Source organism: Pseudomonas sp. efr-133-TYG-5 (genome assembly GCF_030209175.1).
GTDB lineage: Bacteria > Pseudomonadota > Gammaproteobacteria > Pseudomonadales > Pseudomonadaceae > Aquipseudomonas.
This window is the reverse complement of sequence record NZ_JARVSM010000003.1, coordinates 34235-51026: the sequence shown is the minus strand read 5'-3', so window position 1 is coordinate 51026 and position 16792 is coordinate 34235. Positions and strand designations below refer to the sequence as shown.

Sequence of the window (16792 nt, the reverse complement as noted above, 5' to 3'; positions counted from 1 at the left end):
AAAGTTAGGGCGGCGCGGGAACTCCTTGCGCAAATGCGACTCCAGGCGCAAATGATAGGTTTTCTCAGTAACGTTTTGCAATCAGTTTGTCATTACCCGTTGCCGCGTGCGTCGCGGCTTGTTCGATCGGACTTTGCCGGCATGGGAATGCCGGGGGAACAGCGCCGGGTCCGCGCAGTCCTAGCCTGCGCCACACCATTGAACGTATGGTGAACCGGGCTCAACGGACTGGATGGAGCGTTATGCACACCCCTCGATTACTGCTCAGTTTCGCCGCGCTGCTGGTGCTGGCCGGTTGCGCCGGTCAGCGCAGTGGCGAGCCGGCGCCGCGGCCACCCGCCGAGGTCAAGGCGCAAATCGTCCGGCTGATGCCGGCCAAGGCCAGCGACCGCCAGGGCTGGGCCAACGATATCTATGCCGCGTTCGCCGCGCAGAACATCAGCCCGACTACCCAGAACCTGTGCGCCGTGCTGGCGGTGGCCGAGCAGGAGTCGACGTTCCAGGTCGATCCGCCGGTGCCGGGCCTGGGCAAGATCGCCCGCGACGAAATCGACCGCCGCGCCGCCAAGGTGCACATCCCCGGCCTGCTGGTCAGCGCCGCGTTGCAGGTGCGCTCGCCCAACGGCAAGAGCTACAGCGAACGCCTCGACGCCGCGCGCAGCGAGAAGGAGTTGAGCGGCATTTTCGATGACTTCATCGGCATGGTGCCGATGGGCCGTACGCTGTTCGGTGGCTTCAACCCAGTGCACACCGGCGGGCCGATGCAGGTCAGCATCGAGTTCGCCGAACAGCACGCCAAGGATTATCCGTACCCGGTACAGGGCACGATTCGCCACGAAGTGTTCACTCGCCGTGGCGGCATGTATTTCGGCATCGCGCATTTGCTCGGCTACCCGGTGAGTTACCGCGAGCCGCTGTATCGCTTCGCCGATTTCAATGCCGGGTGGTACGCCAGTCGCAATGCGGCGTTCCAGAATGCGGTCAGCCGCGCCTCCGGCATTTCGCTGGCGCTGGACGGCGACTTGATTCGCTATGACTCGATCATGCCCGGCAGCACCGAACTGGCCGTGCGCACCCTTGGCAAGTCGTTGGGCATGCGCAACCCGACCCTCCGCGAGCAACTGGAAAAGGGCAAGAGCCTGGAGTTCGAGGAAACACCGCTGTATCAACGGGTGTTCGAACTGGCCGAGCAGGCCGAGGGCAAGGCGCTGCCGCGTGCGGTCCTGCCGGGCATCGTGCTGCAGAGCCCGAAAATCACCCGCAAATTGACGACGGCCTGGTTTGCCAAACGCGTCGACGAACGCTATCGGCGCTGCATGGCCAAGGGCTGACGGAAAAAAGCCATAAAAAAACCCGGCTGACGGGAGCCGGGTTTTTTCTGCGTTGTTGCGGTGCAGCCATTCATTCAGACAACGCGGCGTTCGATCAGACGATCCGAACCACCTTCGGCGACGGTGTTGCCTTGCAGACGATCGGAGCCATCAGCAGCAACGGTGTTGCCTTGCAGACGATCGGAGCCATCGGCAGCAACGGTGTTGCCTTGCAGACGATCAGAGCCATCGGCGGCAACGGTGTTGCCTTGCAGACGATCGGAGCCGTCGGCAGCAACGGTGTTACCTTGCAGACGATCGGAGCCATCGGCGGCGACGGTGTTGCCTTGCAGGCGATCGGAGCCATCAGCGGCGACGGTGTTGCCTTGCAGACGATCGGAGCCATCAGCAGCAACGGTGTTGCCTTGCAGACGATCGGAGCCATCAGCGGCAACGGTGTTGCCTTGCAGACGATCAGAGCCATCGGCGGCGACGGTGTTGCCTTGCAGACGATCGGAGCCATCAGCGGCGACGGTGTTGCCTTGCAGACGATCGGAGCCATCGGCAGCGACAGCGTTCTGGTACAGATGATCCGAGCCGTCGGCGGCGATCATGGTGTGAGCTGGAGTCGCGGCGAAAGCGTTCACTGCGAAGACCGAGAAAGCGATGCTGAGAAGAGTCTGGCGTTTCATGATGGTGTGCTCCGGGGTTTTATGGGTTGGTATGGAGCAGATGTTACGCCGGCGATTTTTTATGAGAACTTCATTGCCGTGATTGTGAACATCGACGGCAGTGATGGTTGGTCGACGGCACGGATCGCGACCTGGGCCACGCCTACCCGGAAACTGCGATGCCGCTGCAGAAGCTGCCGTGCGTGGCGATCCTCAAAGCACTTTCACCGCCCGCCCGATCGCCTGGATCGGCCCCGTCGGTTTGCCGATCGGCGAGCCGCTGGCGCCTTCGAGGGTCAATTCGAACAACTGGTTGGGCTGCAGCGGCGGCAGTTTGTCCAGCGGCACCGACAAGGCTTGTCCCGGTTTGACCAGCCCCAGCGACACCGGGCCTTGCCAGCCGTCAGCCTTGGTCCAGAACTCCAGGGCCTTGTCCGCAGGTACTTCGACCACCCCCAGCGGAATCAACTGAATCTCCCGGGCATTGCTGGCCTGGATCACCCAGCCCGGCGCCTTGTCCTGCGGCGCGACCAGCACTACCAGATAGCTGGGTTTCGGTGTGGTCTGTGTCAGCAGCAGCGCGCCCAGCACCAGGCTCGTCGCCAGCCCGACGGCGCTCAGACCGCGCCACAGCGCTAGCAGGTTCCACCACGCGGTCTTTTGCGCCGTCGGTGCAGTCGGTGCGAGGCGCTCGAGGCTGCGCTCGATGCGTGGCCACAGTTGCTTCGACGGCTGTTGCGGCGCGGACAGGGCGGTCAGCTCCAGCAGGCGCCGCTCCCAGGCGTCCACCGCGGCGCGCAGGTCGGGTTCGTCGGGCAAGCGCCGTTGCACGGCAAGCCGCTGTTCGGCCGAGAGCGTACCGAGCACGTACTCGCCGGCCAGCTCGTCGCGTTCCTGCGCCGATTCAGTGGTCATCCCATGCACTCCCGCAACAGGTTGAGGCTGCGCTTGATCCAGGCTTTGACCGTGCCCAGTGGCGTGCCCAGGCGCGCCGAAATCTGCGCGTGCGAGTAACCGTCGACGTAGGCGTGCAGCAGGCAGTGGCGGCGCTGCGGTTCCAGTTGCTCCAGGCAGCGGTGGATGCGGGCCGAATGGGCCAGTGCGGCGAACGCGGCCTCGTTGTCCGGTGCAGCCAGTTGCGTCTCTTCATGCAACGGCAGGTCCCGCTGGTGCTTGCGCAGCGCATTCAACGCCAGATGGCGGGTGATGCTGAACATCCAGCCACGCGCCGAGCCGCGTGCCGGATCAAACCCGGCCGCGCCGCCCCAGATATTCAGGAACGCGTCATGCACGATGTCCTCGGCCAACGCCGTATCGCGCACCAGCCGCCTGGCGACGCCGAGCAGGCGCGGGCTTTCCTGCACATACAAACGGTGCAGGGCGGCACGCTCGCCGCGGGCGCAGGCAGCGAGGTGAGCTTCGTAGTCGAACACAGGCTCAGGCAGGGACATGGCGTGCAATCTAGTTCACCGCTGCGAAACATCCAGAAAACGCCACGTCCCGCAGGACATTGTGTGCAACCGAACGTTTCAGTTCGCCGCCCAGAAGATGTAATCGGCCTGATATTTCACCACTTCCTGCTGGCCTTTGTTCGCCGCCGTGCAGGCGCTGCCCGGCGCTACGCCGCCCTTGAGCGCGACACGCTGGATGTAGCTGACGCCGCTCATTGCGCCTTTGCCCTCGGCGGGATTGGCCTTGACCAGTTGATACGGCAGATTACCGGGGCTCGACGGGGCGACGGCCAGTTGCGTGCCAGTGATTTTCGAGCCGTCGCTGGCCTGCCAGGTGGCTGGCGGGCCGAAATAAGTACCGACCTGCTTGCCGCTGCGATCACTGAGCAGCGCTTTCGGGCCGACGAACGTCCACTCGGTCTGACCCGGTGCGTTGGCCTTGTCGCGGCATTCATAGGTGATCTCGCCGACGCCGGTGGTTTCCAGGGCGATCTTGTGTCCGTCAGGCACCTTGATACTGTCGGGCAGAGCCGTCTGCGCGAAGGCTGTCGAGCTGACTGCAAGCAAACCACTGAAGCAAATCAATTGGCTGGTGTTCATCGCTGTTCTCCGAAAAGGCTGATCCGCTGACAGCCGAGTGTGGCTGTTACAGGGACTACCCGCGGCACAGCGGTTTGGATGCAGCGGCGGAAAAATAAACTTCAACCTCCACCCGTCCTTCGGCGCAGATCGACGGCTGCTGCGGTGCAAACCGGTGAAAACCGTGGTCTTTTGCCTGAGGCAGGTGGGGCCGCCCGGCTGCGCGGCAGCTCCGCTTCCGGTAAATGCACTACAACTGATACAGCGCAGTGGCGGTTTTACCGGCGCGTGCAGCCCGGCGGGCGCCCGCTGCGCCGCGCGGGCCAGGCAGTCAATCAAGGGGGGAGATATGTACCAGCTCTACGGACATCGCAACTCAGGCGCGGCCGCCATCGAAGCGGCGCTGGAACTGTGCCAGATCGCCTATCGCTTCATTGATATCGAGGCGTCAGCCGAGGCGGCGGAGGCGCTGGCCCGGCTCAATCCACTGAAACAGATCCCGACCCTGCAACTGCCCGACGGCAGTGCCCTGACCGAGAGCGCGGCGATCCTGATTCACCTCGGCCTGAGTTTTCCGCAATCCGGCCTGCTGCCGACCGAGGCTGCCGACCGCGACCAGGCGATTCGCGGCATGGTCTACATCGTCAGCAATTGCTACGCCGCCGTCGGCGTCATCGACTATCCCGAGCGCTGGCTGGTGATGCCGGACGAGGCGTCGCGGCAGAACCTGATGACCGGCGCCCGCGAGCGCCTGCACTGGGCCTGGGACGTATTCGCCGACCAGTTTTCCGCCGAGCTGTACCTGGATGATGAGACGCCGGGGGCGCTGGATGTGCTGGCGGCGGTGGTGACCCGCTGGGCCGGGACGCGCGAGCATTTGCGCCAGGCACGGCCAGGGTTTTATGCGTGGTTGCAGAGAATTGACCGGCATCCGGTGCTGGCGCCGGTGTTTGCCCGGCACTGGCCGGCCTGATCTGCACGGATGGCGCCCGGCACGCCAGCATTGCGCCCGGGGACGCAGAGCGTCCCGGGCTGCATTCCTGTACGCAGAGGGGGAACGTCAAGATCGCGCTCATTCGCCGCGGATGTACTGCTCCAGCTGCTTGATCAGCTCGGCCTGTTCGGCAATCGCTTCCTTGACCAGGTCGCCGATCGACAGCAGACCGATCAAGCGCCCGTTCTCGACCACCGGCAAGTGGCGTAGGCGCTTGTCCGACATGATGCCCAGGCAGGTATCGACCGTCTGATGGGTGTCGACGGTAATCACCGGCGACACCATGATGTCGCGCACTGGCGTACCCACCGAAGAGCGGCCATGCAGCACCAGTTTGCGCGCGTAGTCGCGCTCGCTGATGATCCCCAGCACTTCATCGTTCTCCACCACCAGCAGGGCGCCGACGTTCTTCTCGGCCATTTTCATCAGCGCTTCGAGCACCATGTGATCGGGTTTGATCTGGTGCACTTCCTGATTTTTCTGATCTTTGAGCTTGAGCAGCTGGGCGACGGTTTTCATGGCGGTTACTCAGGTGTTGTCGTTGTTATCCAAGCATCGTAGACGGCGCCGCGCAGGGCAAGGCCGCAAAGCGGCAGAAATCACGCAAAAAACGTCATTCGCTGAAATTGTCGCGCAGCCGCGTGCTCCCTCAGCCCCTGCTCGAGCGCGTAGAATGCCGCTCTGATTCAATTCCTGAGGTTGCAGCGGTGGATTTACAGCAGGGCTTCGTCCTGACCCGGCATTGGCGCGACACCCCGGCCGGCACCGAAGTCGAGTTCTGGCTGGCGACCGACGCCGGGCCGCGCCGCGTGCGCCTGCCGCACCAGCCGTCGGTGGCGTTCATTCCGGCCGAACAGCGTGAGCCGGCCGAGCGGCTGCTGGCGGATGAGAAGAACGTCGAACTGCGCCCGTTGGCCCTGCAGGATTTCGAGCATCGTCCGGTGCTCGGCCTGTATTGCCAGCAGCACGGGCAGTTGATGCGTCTGGAAAGCACGCTCAATCGCGCCGGGATCGAGGTCTACGAAGCCGACGTGCGCCCACCGGAGCGCTACCTGATGGAGCGCTTCATCACCGCCCCGGTCACGTTCAGCGGCACGGCGGGTGCTGACGGCACGCTGCTCGACGCTCAACTCAAGCCAGCGCCCGACTATCGTCCGGCGCTGCGCCTGGTGTCGCTGGACATCGAAACCACCGAGCAGGGCGATTTGTATTCGATCGCCCTCGAAGGCTGTGGCGAGCGCCAGGTGTACATGCTCGGCGCCCCGAACGGCGATGCCAGCATCGTCGACTTCGATCTCGAATACTGCGACTCGCGCACGCTGCTGCTGAAAAAACTCAACGACTGGTTCGCCCGCCACGACCCCGACGCGATCATCGGCTGGAACCTGGTGCAGTTCGACCTGCGCATCCTCCATCAACACGCACGGCGCCTCGGCGTGCCGCTGCGGCTGGGCCGCGGCGGGGAAGAGATGCAGTGGCGCGAACACGGCAGCCGCACGCACTATTTCGCCGCGGCGGCGGGCCGGCTGATTATCGACGGCATCGAGTCATTGCGCTCGGCGACCTGGAGCTTTCCCTCGTTCAGTCTGGAAAACGTCGCGCAAACGCTGCTCGGCGAGGGCAAGGCGATCGACAACCCGTACCAGCGCATGGACGAGATCAACCGCATGTTCGCCGAGGACAAACCGGCGCTGGCCAAATACAACCTCAAGGACTGCGAACTGGTCACGCGGATTTTCGCCAAGACCGAACTGCTGAAATTCCTCCTCGAACGCGCCAGTGTCACCGGCCTGCCGGCGGATCGCAGCGGCGGTTCGGTGGCGGCCTTCACGCACCTGTACATGCCGTTGATGCACCGCCAGGGCTTCGTCGCGCCGAACCTCGGCAGCAAGCCGGCGCAGGCCAGCCCCGGCGGTTTTGTCATGGACTCGCAACCGGGGCTCTACGAATCGGTGCTGGTGCTCGACTACAAGAGCCTGTATCCATCGATCATCCGCACCTTCCTGATCGATCCGGTGGGGCTGATCGAAGGCCTGCAGCACTCCGACGACGCCGACTCGGTACCGGGCTTTCGCGGCGCGCGCTTCTCGCGTACCCGGCATTGCCTGCCGTCCATTGTCGCGCGGGTCGCCGAGGGTCGCGAGACGGCCAAGCGTGAGCACAATGCGCCGCTGTCCCAGGCGCTGAAAATCATCATGAACGCCTTCTACGGCGTGCTCGGCTCCAGCGGCTGTCGCTTTTTCGATACGCGCCTGGCGTCATCGATCACCCTGCGCGGCCACGAAATCATGCTGCGCACCCGGCAACTGATCGAAGCCCAGGGCCACGCCGTGATCTACGGCGACACCGACTCGACCTTCGTCTGGCTGCGTCGCCCCCACGGCCAGGAGGAAGCGGCGAACATCGGCCGCGCGCTGGTGCAGCACGTCAACGACTGGTGGCGCGCACATGTGCGCGAGGAATACGGCCTGGAGAGCGCCCTCGAGCTGCAATACGAAACCCACTACAAACGCTTCCTGATGCCGACCATTCGTGGCGCGGAGGAGGGCAGCAAGAAACGCTATGCCGGCCTGGTGGTGCGTGCCGACGGCAGTGAGGAGATGGTCTACAAGGGCCTGGAAACCGTGCGCACCGACTGGTCGCCGCTGGCGCGGCAGTTCCAGCAGGAGTTGTATCAACGGATCTTCCAGCGCAAGCCGTATCAGGATTACGTGCGCGACTATGTGCGCAAGACCCTCGCCGGCGAGTTCGACGAGCGCCTGGTCTACCGCAAGCGCCTGCGCCGTACCCTCGACGACTACGAGCGCAACGTGCCGCCCCACGTCCGTGCGGCGCGTCTGGCCGACGATTACAACGCGCAACACGGGCGCCCGCGGCAATACCAGAACGGCGGCTGGATCAGCTACGTGATTACCCTGGCCGGCCCCGAGCCGTTGGAGGCACGGCGCGCTGCGATCGATTACGACCACTACATCAGCCGCCAGCTGCAACCGGTGGCGGATGCGATCCTGCCGTTCGTCGATGACGATTTTTCAACCCTGATCGGGGGGCAACTGGGCCTGTTTTGAGTCCAGCAGTTGCAGCGTCCACTCGTCCTCGATGCCGTGGAAGAAGCGCTCCAGTGCCTGGTGGAACAGGCTGCCGGCGGCGCTGAACTGGGCGAAGAGGGTGATCGAGGAGTGGAATTTCAGGTCGTCCGGATGGCCGAAGATCTCCGCCACCGAGCGCTGGCGCACGTTCAGCACCAGTTGCGTGCAGGTGCGCAGCCGTGCGCCGAGCAGATCGTGGGCCAGGTAGGCGCGGGTTTCCTCGGCACAGGTGATGGCGAAGCGCCGAGACATTTCGCTGCCACCGAGCCCGGCGAATTGCGGAAACACAAACCACATCCAGTGGCTGCGCTTGCGGCCGTCGTCGAGCTCGCGCTGCACGCGCTCGAATACCGGTTCCTGGGCCTGGACGAAGCGTTGCAGGTTGAACGGGTCGTGCTGATCGGTGCTTCTCATGACGAAGCCCTCTGCCAGTCGGCGGCTCAGACCATGGCCAGCCGCTGCTTGCGTTGTGGCGCGTGAAACACCTGGTCCAGCGCCGCCAGATCCCCGCCATCGAGTTGCAGCTGCGCCGCCTGTGCATTGAGTTGCACGTGTTCCGCGCGCACCGCCTTGGGAATCGCAATCACCCCATCCTGACGCAGAATCCACGCCAGCGAAACCTGCGCCGGAGTCACGCCATGACGAGCGGCAATGCGGTTGAGCACCGGTTCGGCCAGCATGGCGCCGCCCTGGCCGATCGGGCAGTAGGCCATCAGCGGCAGACGCCGTTGCTGACTCCACGGCAACAGGTCGAATTCGATGCCGCGTTCTTCCAGGTTGTACAGCACCTGATTGGTGGCGCAGGCCGGCGCCGCGAGTTCGAGATCATCGACGTCGAAGTTCGACACGCCCCAGCGGCCGATCTTGCCGTCCGCGCGCAGGCGCTCGAAGGCTTCGACGGTTTCTTCCAGCGGATACTGGCCGCGCCAATGCAGCAGGTACAGGTCGATGTAGTCGGTGCCGAGCCGGCGCAGGCTGCGCTCGCAGGCCAGTGGAATGCCCTGGCGGCTGGCATTGTGCGGGTAGACCTTGCTGACCAGGAACACCTGGTCGCGCAGGCCGGAGATGGCTTCGCCGACGACGGTTTCGGCACCGCCTTCGGCATACATTTCGGCGCTGTCGATCAGGGTCATGCCCAGTTCGATGCCGCTGCGCAGGGCCGCCACTTCACGGGCGTGCGCCGAGCGGTCTTCGCCCATGCGCCAGGTGCCCTGGCCGATCACCGGGACCTGCACGCCTGCCAGTTCGAGGGTACGCATTCAAACCTCCTTTTCTGCTGGGTCGATACCTAGAGTGGGCAGCAGAATAGACCAGGGGTTCAAAAGCAAAAAGATCGCCGCCTGCCTCAGCGCGGCATCGGGATAGCGTTTTCCCGTTGTCGCGCTGAGGCAGGCGGCGCTCCTGGCTCGGCAGCGAGGTTATTTCGCGGAAAACTTCAACAACACGCTCTGGGTATAGGTCTGCCCCGGATCCAGTCGGGTGCTGGGGAAGTTCGGCTGGTTCGGCGAGTCCGGATAGTGCTGGGTCTCGAGGGTGAACGCGCCCCAGTGCGGATAGACCTTGCCTCCCTTGCCCTTGACGCTGCCATCGAGGAAATTGCTGGTGTAGAACTGCACGCCCGGCTCACTGGTGAACAACTGCAAGTGGCGGCCGGACTGCGGATCGCTGACCTCGGCGGCCAGTTTGCCGATATCGCCTCGGCTATCGAGTGCCCAGTTGAAGTCGAAGCCACCCTGTTTCGGTTCGGCGAATTTCAGCTGCGGATGATCGGCCTTGATGTGCTGGCCGATGGCGGTGGGCCGGGTGAAGTCCATCGGCGTGCCGGCCACCGGCGCCAGTTCGCCGGTCGGAATCAGCTTGGCGGTGACCGGGGTGTAATGGCTGGCGTAGAGGGTGGCGAGTTGCTTGAGCACGTCACCATTGCCGGCGCCGGCCAGGTTGAAATAACTGTGGTTGGTGAGGTTGAGCACGGTCGGCTTGTCGGTGCTGGCCTCGTAGTCGATGCGCAGTTCGTTGTTCTCGGTCAGACGGTAGCTGACCTCGGTGGTGAGGTTGCCGGGAAAGCCCATTTCGCCGTCCGCCGACAGGTAGGTCAGGGTCACGCCGACCGAATCCTGATCCTGGGTGGCCCGGGCTTTCCAGACTTTCTTGTCGAAGCCCTGGGTGCCGCCGTGCAGCGCATTGGTCTTGTCGTTCTGCGGCACCTGATAGCGCTTGCCGTCGAGTTCAAAGGCACCGTCGGCGAGGCGATTGCCGAAGCGGCCGATGGTCGCGCCGAAGTAGGCGGTGCCTTTCTGATAGCCCTGGACATCGTCGAAACCGAGCACCACGTCGTCGAGCTTGCCGTGCTTGTCCGGCACCTGCAGCGCTTGCAGGGTGGCGCCGTAAGTGATGACGGTGGCTTGCATGCCATGGCTGTTGCGCAGGATGAATTGCTCGACGGGCGTGCCGTCATTGGTTTTGCCGAAGGCTTTTTGTTCGCTGGCCAGGCCGGCGGCCTGAGCGGAAAGAGTGGCGATCATCAGGGACAGTCCGAGGCCGGAGAGCAGGTGACGGGATTGAAGCATGGTTGACCTTCCTTTTTGTTGTTGTTTTGGCGAAGCGGTTTAAATAGTCAGTCTAATTTGTGATTGAGGGAAAATTTATAGCGGATCTGGCGCCGATTGCAAAAATAAAGTCGGACTAAATTAGTGTGACACGCTGCGCCAAAGGTCGGGAAACCGCCGCGTCACTGCACTTTTTCGCAATCCCCGGCTCTATCCATGGCCAGGTTGCGGTGACTTCCGCCGCACGCGAACGTGTCCGTCAGAGTATTCATGCTGCGAGTTTTTCCCCCGATCACTGCGTTATTGCGTCGTTCGTGCCTGCTGCTGGGGTGTCTGTCGACGCTGTTGCTCGGCGCTTGCAGCCACCAGGACGGCAACGATTTCGTCACCCAGTTTCGTCAGGCCAAACCCCAGGAGTTTCTCCAGACCAGCGTCGACCGCATGGCGACCCTGGCCATGCGCGACAACCTCGACAGCCTCTATCTGCTGATGAGCAAGTTGTACCTGCGCAACCCCGAGGAACTGCGCAAGTCCGGCTTCCTCGACGTGCCCACGGCGGTGAAACAGGTGCGCCTGGCGATCGAGCAGCAGCAACCGTTGCCGACGCTGGGCGGCAGGAAGGATCTGGCGGCGCTCAGTTATTCCATGAGCCCGGAGTTTCTCGGTGACCGCGTCGGCGCCTTCATCTATGCCATCGGCAGCATGCTGGTCACCGCCCACGGCAATCGCCTCGAGTTCTACATGACCGATGCGATCAACCCGACCTTCGTCAACAACGCTGCGCGCAACATCGAGAAAGCCACCTGGATTTTGGCCCAGCGGCAGAACAAGGAAGGCCAGCCGCTGCTGTTTTCCAATGAGATTTCGGAGGAGGGCAGCAACCTCAGTTTCGCCACCGAATTCGGCAAGGTCGTGGCGCGCCTTGATCTGCTGACCCAGATGCTCGACGAGCGCTATCGGCGCATCGGCCTGAATTACGCGCAGAGCCTGCTGTTCCTGAATTTTCTGCCGGTGCAGTAAGCGCAGTCGGGTAGAGTGGCAGGTGGCGATATTTGTATACAATCCTTCGCCTGAATTGACTCAAAAGGAGCGCCATCCGTCATGACCGACCCCGCAAGCGCCGACTACAGCCGTCTGGAGCGCGCCACCGAGCGCGAAAAACTGCCCTACGCCGCGTTGCTGGCGTTCGCCATGACCGGTTTCATCGCCATCCTCACCGAAACACTGCCGGCCGGCCTGCTGCCGCAGATCGGCGCCGGCCTTGACGTCAGCGAGGTGCTCGCCGGGCAACTGGTGACGCTGTATGCACTCGGCTCGATTGTCGCGGCCATTCCGCTGACGGTGGCCACGCGCGGCTGGCGTCGGCGGCGGGTGCTGCTGATGACGGTCGGCGGGTTTCTGCTGTTCAACACCATCACCACGCTTTCCAGTCATTACGGTCTGACTTTGGCGTCACGGTTTCTCGCCGGGATGGCGGCGGGGTTGTCGTGGGGCATCATGGCCGGTTACGCCCGGCGCCTAGTGCCGGTGCATCAACAGGGACGGGCGCTGGCAATTGCCATGCTCGGCACCCCGGTGGCGCTGTCGCTGGGCACGCCGGCCGGGACCTGGCTGGGCCATATGATCGGCTGGCGTGCGTCGTTCGCGATCATGTCCGGGCTGGCGCTGGTGCTGGCGGCGTGGATTGTCGTTGCGGTGCCGGATCGGCCCGGCCAGGCCGGCGACGAGCGTCTGCCACTGATGCAATCGCTGCGCTTGCCCGGCGTGCGTCCGGTGCTGTTCGTGGTGCTGACGTGGATGCTCGGGCACAACATTCTCTACACCTATATCGCGCCGTTCCTGATGCAGGCCGGCCTGGCCGAACGCGTCGATCTGGTGCTGCTGGTATTCGGCCTGTGTTCGCTGCTGGGCATCTGGATCATCGGCCTGCTGGTGGATCGCTGGTTGCGCTGGCTGACCCTGCTCAGCCTCGCGGTGTTCGCCGTGACCGCGCTGGTGCTGGCGCTGGCGGCACCGTCGGCGTGGCTGATCTACGCCTGCATGGCGGTGTGGGGCCTGTCGTTCGGTGGCTCGGCCACGCTGCTGCTGACGGCGGCGGCCGATTCGGCCGGCGACCACGTCGATGTGGTGCAGGCGATGCTCACCACTTCGTGGAACGTGGCGATTGCCGGCGGTGGTCTGTTCGGCGGCCTGTTGCTGGACCGGGCGGGTGCACTGGCGTTTCCGTGGGCGTTGCTGATCCTGTCGCTGATCGCGTTGGCCACGGTGTGGATCAATCGCCAGCACAGTTTCAAACCGGGTCGCCGGCAACATTGAGCGGTACTGGCGCCGGTGCCGGTAATTGCTTCAGGGCATAACGATAGATCGGATCGATATAGGTAGTTATAAGAAAAATCGCTATGCTGCGGGCCAGATTTTTCCTGTCGTTTTTCTGGACGTCTTAATGGAATTGGCAAATTTCGGCCTGATGGTTGCCGGGCTGGTGGTAGGGTTCATCGTCGGCATGACCGGTGTCGGCGGTGGTTCATTGATGACGCCAATCCTGTTGTGGTTCGGCATCAACCCGGCCACTGCGGTGGGTACCGACCTGTTGTACGCGGCGATCACCAAATCCAGTGGCGTGCTGGTGCACCGCAAGAACAACAACATCGACTGGGCCATCACCGGCTGGCTGACCCTCGGCAGCGTGCCAGCGGTGGCCATGACCCTGTGGTTTCTCAGCACCCTGCACACCGCGCCCGAAGCGATGAACGCCATCATCAAGCAGGCCCTGGGCTTCGTGCTGTTCGCCACGGCCCTGGCGATTCTGTTCAAGAAACGTCTATTGGCATTCGCCCACAAACGCGCCGGTGGCAACTACAACCCCAGCGGTGCGCGACTGAATGTGATGACCGTGATCACCGGGCTGATCCTCGGCACCATGGTCGCCCTGACCTCGATTGGCGCAGGCGCCCTCGGCACCGTGGCGCTGTTCATTCTTTATCCGTTGCTGCCGACGCGGCGCCTGGTCGGCACCGAAATCGCCCACGCCGTGCCGCTGACCCTGGTCGCCGGCCTCGGCCACGCGAGCATGGGCAACATGGACTGGGGCGTGCTGGGTTTCCTGCTGCTCGGTTCGCTGCCGGGTATCTGGCTGGGCAGCCACCTGACCGGGCGCATCTCCGATGAACTGCTGCGTCCGTGCCTGGCAACCATGCTGTTGCTGATCGGCTACAAACTGGCGTTCTGATCGGCGGCCATGAGCGAAACCACGCTGCACTGCAATGGGCGCCTGGCGATCACGGTCGAACCGCGCGAGATGCGCATGAGCCACTGGCTGCATGCGCCGCAGGTGGTCGACCGGCAGAACCAGCAAACGCTGCTGGATCTGCGCGACAGCCTGTGGGACCTGCTGGGCACCACCGAGGAAACACCCGGCGGCATCGACCTGGTGCTGCGCCAATACCCCGGCGATCGGCCCGCGGTGACCCTGCGCATCGACCTCGAAGCTGGCACGCTGAACCTCGCCGGACGCCCCGTCGCGGCGGCACAGCTGCGGGTCGAGCTCGACGCGGCGTGGCGCTGACAGTCGCTCAGAGTCGCGTACTGCGCTTCATCACGGTCACTGGCAAGTCCTCATATATCAGCTCTTCCACCACTTCCCAGCCCAAGCGCGCATACAGCGACTGGGCCGCGTCGGTGTACAGGTACAGCTCCTGCACACCCAGCGCCGCCGCTTCGGCGACGATGCGATTGACCAGTTGTGAGGCTATCCCGCGCCCGCGGTGCTCGGCCTTCACGTAGACCCCCGCCAGCCACGGTGTCAGCTGCGGGCGCAGTTGCATGTCGCTGTCGATCAGCAAGGCGCCGCCGAGCAATTGCGAGTCCTCCAGCGCCACCACCACGCTGGGAATCGCGCCTTTGCCGCAGGCTGCGCGCATGCGTTCGGTGCGCGCCTCCAGGGTGTCGTCAGGGCGGAACTGGCCCCACTCCTGAAAGTTGAGCGCGGCCAGTTCGGCGATCAATTCGGGGTGGTCGCACAAGTAATCGATGTGCATGCGGGTGAACTCCCTTTCGTGATTCGAACAGCCACCCTAATGCGCTCATAAAAGGTAATCAAATGCGCCTTGCGCTTGTGCGCCCGGTTGCGCAATGTCGGGCCTGACCTAAGCTTTGGACAAGGCGAAACACATTTGCCGGGCGCGTCCCGGAACAATCGCCGTGATGCGCAATCATTAGAGCGTGGATATCAAAAGGAGATGCGCATGCTCATCAGGTCTCTGACCCTGACAACCTTGCTGGCGATTGCCGGCCCCCTGTTTGCCGCCGACAACGATTCCCCGCTTGCAGCGGACATTGGCCGGGCCCGCCCGGTGATCGTGATCGCGTCCAGCACCGTTGACCCTGTATGGGTGAGCCTGAAGAAATCGCTGGACGATCCGGCCAACAAGAAAGGCGTCGCCGATCGCAACATCAAGGTCTACAGCATCCTCAACATGGCCGGCCAGCTCGATGGCAAAGACCTCGGCCAGCAGGACACCATGGCCCTGCTGCGTTCGCTGAAACTCGGCGCCGGGGCGTACCCGAAAGTGTTCCTGGTGGGCAAGGACGGCGAAACCAAACTCTCGGCGTCGGGCGACGAGGCCAAGTCGGTCGACCTGAAGAAAATCTTCGACACCATCGACGCCATGCCCATGGCCGAGAAGGAAGCCGCTGCCGCAGCGGCTGCACCGGCCGCCGCGGAACCGGCAGCAGAAAAACCTGCGAAGGGGGCCAAGGCCAGTAAACCGAGCAAGCCGGCCAAGCCGCCGGAAATGCCGGATGACTGATCAAGGCGCGTCGCCGGGTTTCACATCCCGACGTTGACCTACGCAAGGGGCGACCTGTTTCCAGGTCGCCCCTTTTTTTGCGGTTGATTGTGGTGCGCCGTTACTCGCCAAGACTGCTGAGGATGCTGTGCGCCATTCTGATTCGCTCCGCGTTCGGATAATTGCGGTTGGCAAGGATCACGATGCCAAGCTTCTTGGATGGCACGAACGCCACATACGCGCCGAAGCCAGAGGTGGAGCCGGTCTTGTTGAACAGCACGTTCGCCGGTTCCGGCTGCGGCGGGTTGAGCCAGCTGACCTTGTGTGGCTCCATGGCCATCGGCGTCGAGTTGCCGGCCAGCAAGTGCTCGACGTGCAGCGGGTACGGGTAGCGTTCCCAACCCAGGCCCTGGGTCATGTCGCCGACGGTGTAGTAGCCCGTGTGGGTGAGGGCGATGGCTTTCTGCAGTGGCGCTTCGAGGCTGCCTGTATCGAGGTTGGCTTCGACATACCGCAGCAGGTCCGAGGCACTGGTTTTCACCCCATAGGCTTCGGCATCCAGCGCGCCGGGGCTGACGCGAATCGGTCGCTCGTGTTTGTCATAGCCCTGGGCATACAGCTTCTCTTCGGACGCGGGCACCGCGAGGAAGGTGTGTTGGAGCCCGAGTTTCGGCAACAGCGTGGCGGTCATGGCCTGGTCGAATGGCTGGCCGAGGCTTTTCGCTGCCAGGTAGCCAAACAGGCCGATGCTCGGGTTGGAATACAGGCGATGACTGCCTGGCGCATAGGTCGGTTGCCAGTGTTGGTAATAGCCGAGCATCTTGTCGGCAGCGTCTGCGGCCGTCGGGAATTGCAGGGGCAGGCCGCCGGCGCTGTAGGTACCGAGTTGCAACAGGCTGATCCGGTCGAACGCACTGCCGCGCAACGCCGGCCAGTGTTGGCTGGCCTTGTCGGCAAAATCCAGTTTGCCGCTGGCCTGGGCATAGGCGGCGAGGGTGGCGGTGTAGGTTTTGCTCACCGAACCGATTTCGAACAGGGTGTTTTCGCTGACCTTCTGCCCGCTCTCCCGGGCGGCGACGCCGTAGTTAAAGTAATGTGCCTGGCCGTTGACGGTGATTGCCACGGCAAGGCCGGGGATCTTCTGTTGTTGCATGACCGGGGTGACTGTCGCGTCGACCAGGGCTTGCAAGCGGTCGTCGGCAGGCGGCGCGGCCAGGCAGGCGGCGGCGCCGAAGAAAAGTCCGAAAGCACTGTAGGACTTGAGTCTGGTGGAAATGATTGAATACATGTAGGCACCACTCTCCATGAGTGTTGATGGTTTTATCCCGCTACACTGCGAGCGTTTTTCCGTCGGGCTGCTGTTGA

The 16792-nt window shown here is 63.5% G+C and carries 18 protein-coding genes; 8 read left to right on the top strand and 10 right to left on the bottom strand.

The window, feature by feature from the left end; all coding sequences use genetic code 11:
- Positions 1–242: 242 nt before the first annotated feature.
- The gene (locus tag QRN70_RS14060) at positions 243–1331 is read left to right on the top strand and encodes a DUF1615 domain-containing protein (protein WP_285418605.1); all 1089 of its coding nucleotides are present in this window, start codon (positions 243–245) and stop codon (positions 1329–1331) included.
- A gap of 74 nt (positions 1332–1405) precedes the next feature.
- Here QRN70_RS14060 and QRN70_RS14055 read toward each other — a convergent pair whose 3' ends face one another.
- The 4 genes from QRN70_RS14055 to QRN70_RS14040 form a co-directional block, all read right to left on the bottom strand.
- Positions 1406–2002: a hypothetical protein gene (locus QRN70_RS14055; protein WP_285418604.1), complete on the bottom strand. Its 597-nt coding sequence runs from the start codon at positions 2000–2002 to the stop codon at positions 1406–1408.
- A 192-nt stretch (positions 2003–2194) separates the two neighbouring features.
- On the bottom strand, positions 2195–2896 hold the full coding sequence (locus QRN70_RS14050; protein WP_285418603.1) for an anti-sigma factor: 702 nt from the start codon (positions 2894–2896) through the stop codon (positions 2195–2197).
- Positions 2893–3432: a sigma-70 family RNA polymerase sigma factor gene (locus QRN70_RS14045; RefSeq protein WP_285418602.1), complete on the bottom strand. Its 540-nt coding sequence runs from the start codon at positions 3430–3432 to the stop codon at positions 2893–2895. The genes QRN70_RS14050 and QRN70_RS14045 overlap by 4 nt, the downstream gene beginning before the upstream one ends.
- Positions 3433–3510: 78 nt before the next feature.
- Positions 3511–4032, bottom strand: coding sequence for a DUF3455 domain-containing protein (locus tag QRN70_RS14040; RefSeq protein ID WP_285418601.1), 522 nt, complete (start codon positions 4030–4032; stop codon positions 3511–3513).
- Positions 4033–4360: 328 nt separating this feature from the next.
- On the opposite strand from QRN70_RS14040, the gene QRN70_RS14035 reads away from it, so the two are divergent.
- On the top strand, positions 4361–4984 hold the full coding sequence (locus QRN70_RS14035; RefSeq protein ID WP_285418600.1) for a glutathione S-transferase N-terminal domain-containing protein: 624 nt from the start codon (positions 4361–4363) through the stop codon (positions 4982–4984).
- A gap of 99 nt (positions 4985–5083) precedes the next feature.
- Here QRN70_RS14035 and QRN70_RS14030 read toward each other — a convergent pair whose 3' ends face one another.
- The gene (locus QRN70_RS14030; protein ID WP_285418599.1) at positions 5084–5524 is read right to left on the bottom strand and encodes a CBS domain-containing protein; all 441 of its coding nucleotides are present in this window, start codon (positions 5522–5524) and stop codon (positions 5084–5086) included.
- A gap of 188 nt (positions 5525–5712) precedes the next feature.
- On the opposite strand from QRN70_RS14030, the gene QRN70_RS14025 reads away from it, so the two are divergent.
- Positions 5713–8073: a DNA polymerase II gene (locus QRN70_RS14025; protein WP_285418598.1), complete on the top strand. Its 2361-nt coding sequence runs from the start codon at positions 5713–5715 to the stop codon at positions 8071–8073.
- Here the strand turns inward: QRN70_RS14025 and QRN70_RS14020 are convergent.
- From QRN70_RS14020 to QRN70_RS14010, 3 genes are all read right to left on the bottom strand, one after another.
- Positions 8038–8508 (bottom strand): DUF1810 domain-containing protein, encoded by a 471-nt coding sequence (locus QRN70_RS14020; RefSeq protein WP_285418597.1) that lies wholly within the window; start codon positions 8506–8508, stop codon positions 8038–8040. The two genes, QRN70_RS14025 and QRN70_RS14020, sit on opposite strands and share 36 nt — an antisense overlap.
- A 26-nt stretch (positions 8509–8534) precedes the next feature.
- The gene (locus QRN70_RS14015; RefSeq protein ID WP_285418596.1) at positions 8535–9353 is read right to left on the bottom strand and encodes an aldo/keto reductase; all 819 of its coding nucleotides are present in this window, start codon (positions 9351–9353) and stop codon (positions 8535–8537) included.
- A 159-nt stretch (positions 9354–9512) separates the two neighbouring features.
- Positions 9513–10661 carry an aldose epimerase family protein gene (locus QRN70_RS14010; RefSeq protein ID WP_285418595.1) on the bottom strand — a complete coding sequence of 383 codons (1149 nt, stop codon included), beginning with the start codon at positions 10659–10661 and terminating at the stop codon, positions 9513–9515.
- 249 nt (positions 10662–10910) lie between these two features.
- Between QRN70_RS14010 and QRN70_RS14005 the strand changes: the two genes are divergently transcribed.
- From QRN70_RS14005 to QRN70_RS13990, 4 genes are all read left to right on the top strand, one after another.
- Complete coding sequence (locus QRN70_RS14005; protein WP_285418594.1) at positions 10911–11660, top strand: hypothetical protein; 750 nt, start codon at positions 10911–10913, stop codon at positions 11658–11660.
- A gap of 81 nt (positions 11661–11741) precedes the next feature.
- Positions 11742–12956: an MFS transporter gene (locus QRN70_RS14000; protein ID WP_285418593.1), complete on the top strand. Its 1215-nt coding sequence runs from the start codon at positions 11742–11744 to the stop codon at positions 12954–12956.
- A gap of 127 nt (positions 12957–13083) precedes the next feature.
- Positions 13084–13869 carry a sulfite exporter TauE/SafE family protein gene (locus QRN70_RS13995; protein WP_285418592.1) on the top strand — a complete coding sequence of 262 codons (786 nt, stop codon included), beginning with the start codon at positions 13084–13086 and terminating at the stop codon, positions 13867–13869.
- Between the two features lie 9 nt (positions 13870–13878).
- Entirely contained in the window at positions 13879–14205 is a 327-nt protein-coding gene (locus QRN70_RS13990) for a hypothetical protein (RefSeq protein ID WP_285418591.1), read from the top strand.
- Positions 14206–14212: 7 nt separating this feature from the next.
- On the opposite strand, the gene QRN70_RS13985 is transcribed toward QRN70_RS13990, so the two are convergent.
- Positions 14213–14677 carry a GNAT family N-acetyltransferase gene (locus QRN70_RS13985; protein WP_285418590.1) on the bottom strand — a complete coding sequence of 155 codons (465 nt, stop codon included), beginning with the start codon at positions 14675–14677 and terminating at the stop codon, positions 14213–14215.
- 207 nt (positions 14678–14884) lie between these two features.
- Here QRN70_RS13985 and QRN70_RS13980 point away from each other — a divergent pair, with 207 nt between their 5' ends.
- Complete coding sequence (locus QRN70_RS13980) at positions 14885–15448, top strand: DUF4174 domain-containing protein (protein ID WP_285418589.1); 564 nt, start codon at positions 14885–14887, stop codon at positions 15446–15448.
- A gap of 100 nt (positions 15449–15548) precedes the next feature.
- Here QRN70_RS13980 and ampC read toward each other — a convergent pair whose 3' ends face one another.
- The gene (ampC, locus tag QRN70_RS13975) at positions 15549–16715 is read right to left on the bottom strand and encodes a class C beta-lactamase (RefSeq protein ID WP_285418588.1); all 1167 of its coding nucleotides are present in this window, start codon (positions 16713–16715) and stop codon (positions 15549–15551) included.
- Positions 16716–16792: the final 77 nt, after the last annotated feature.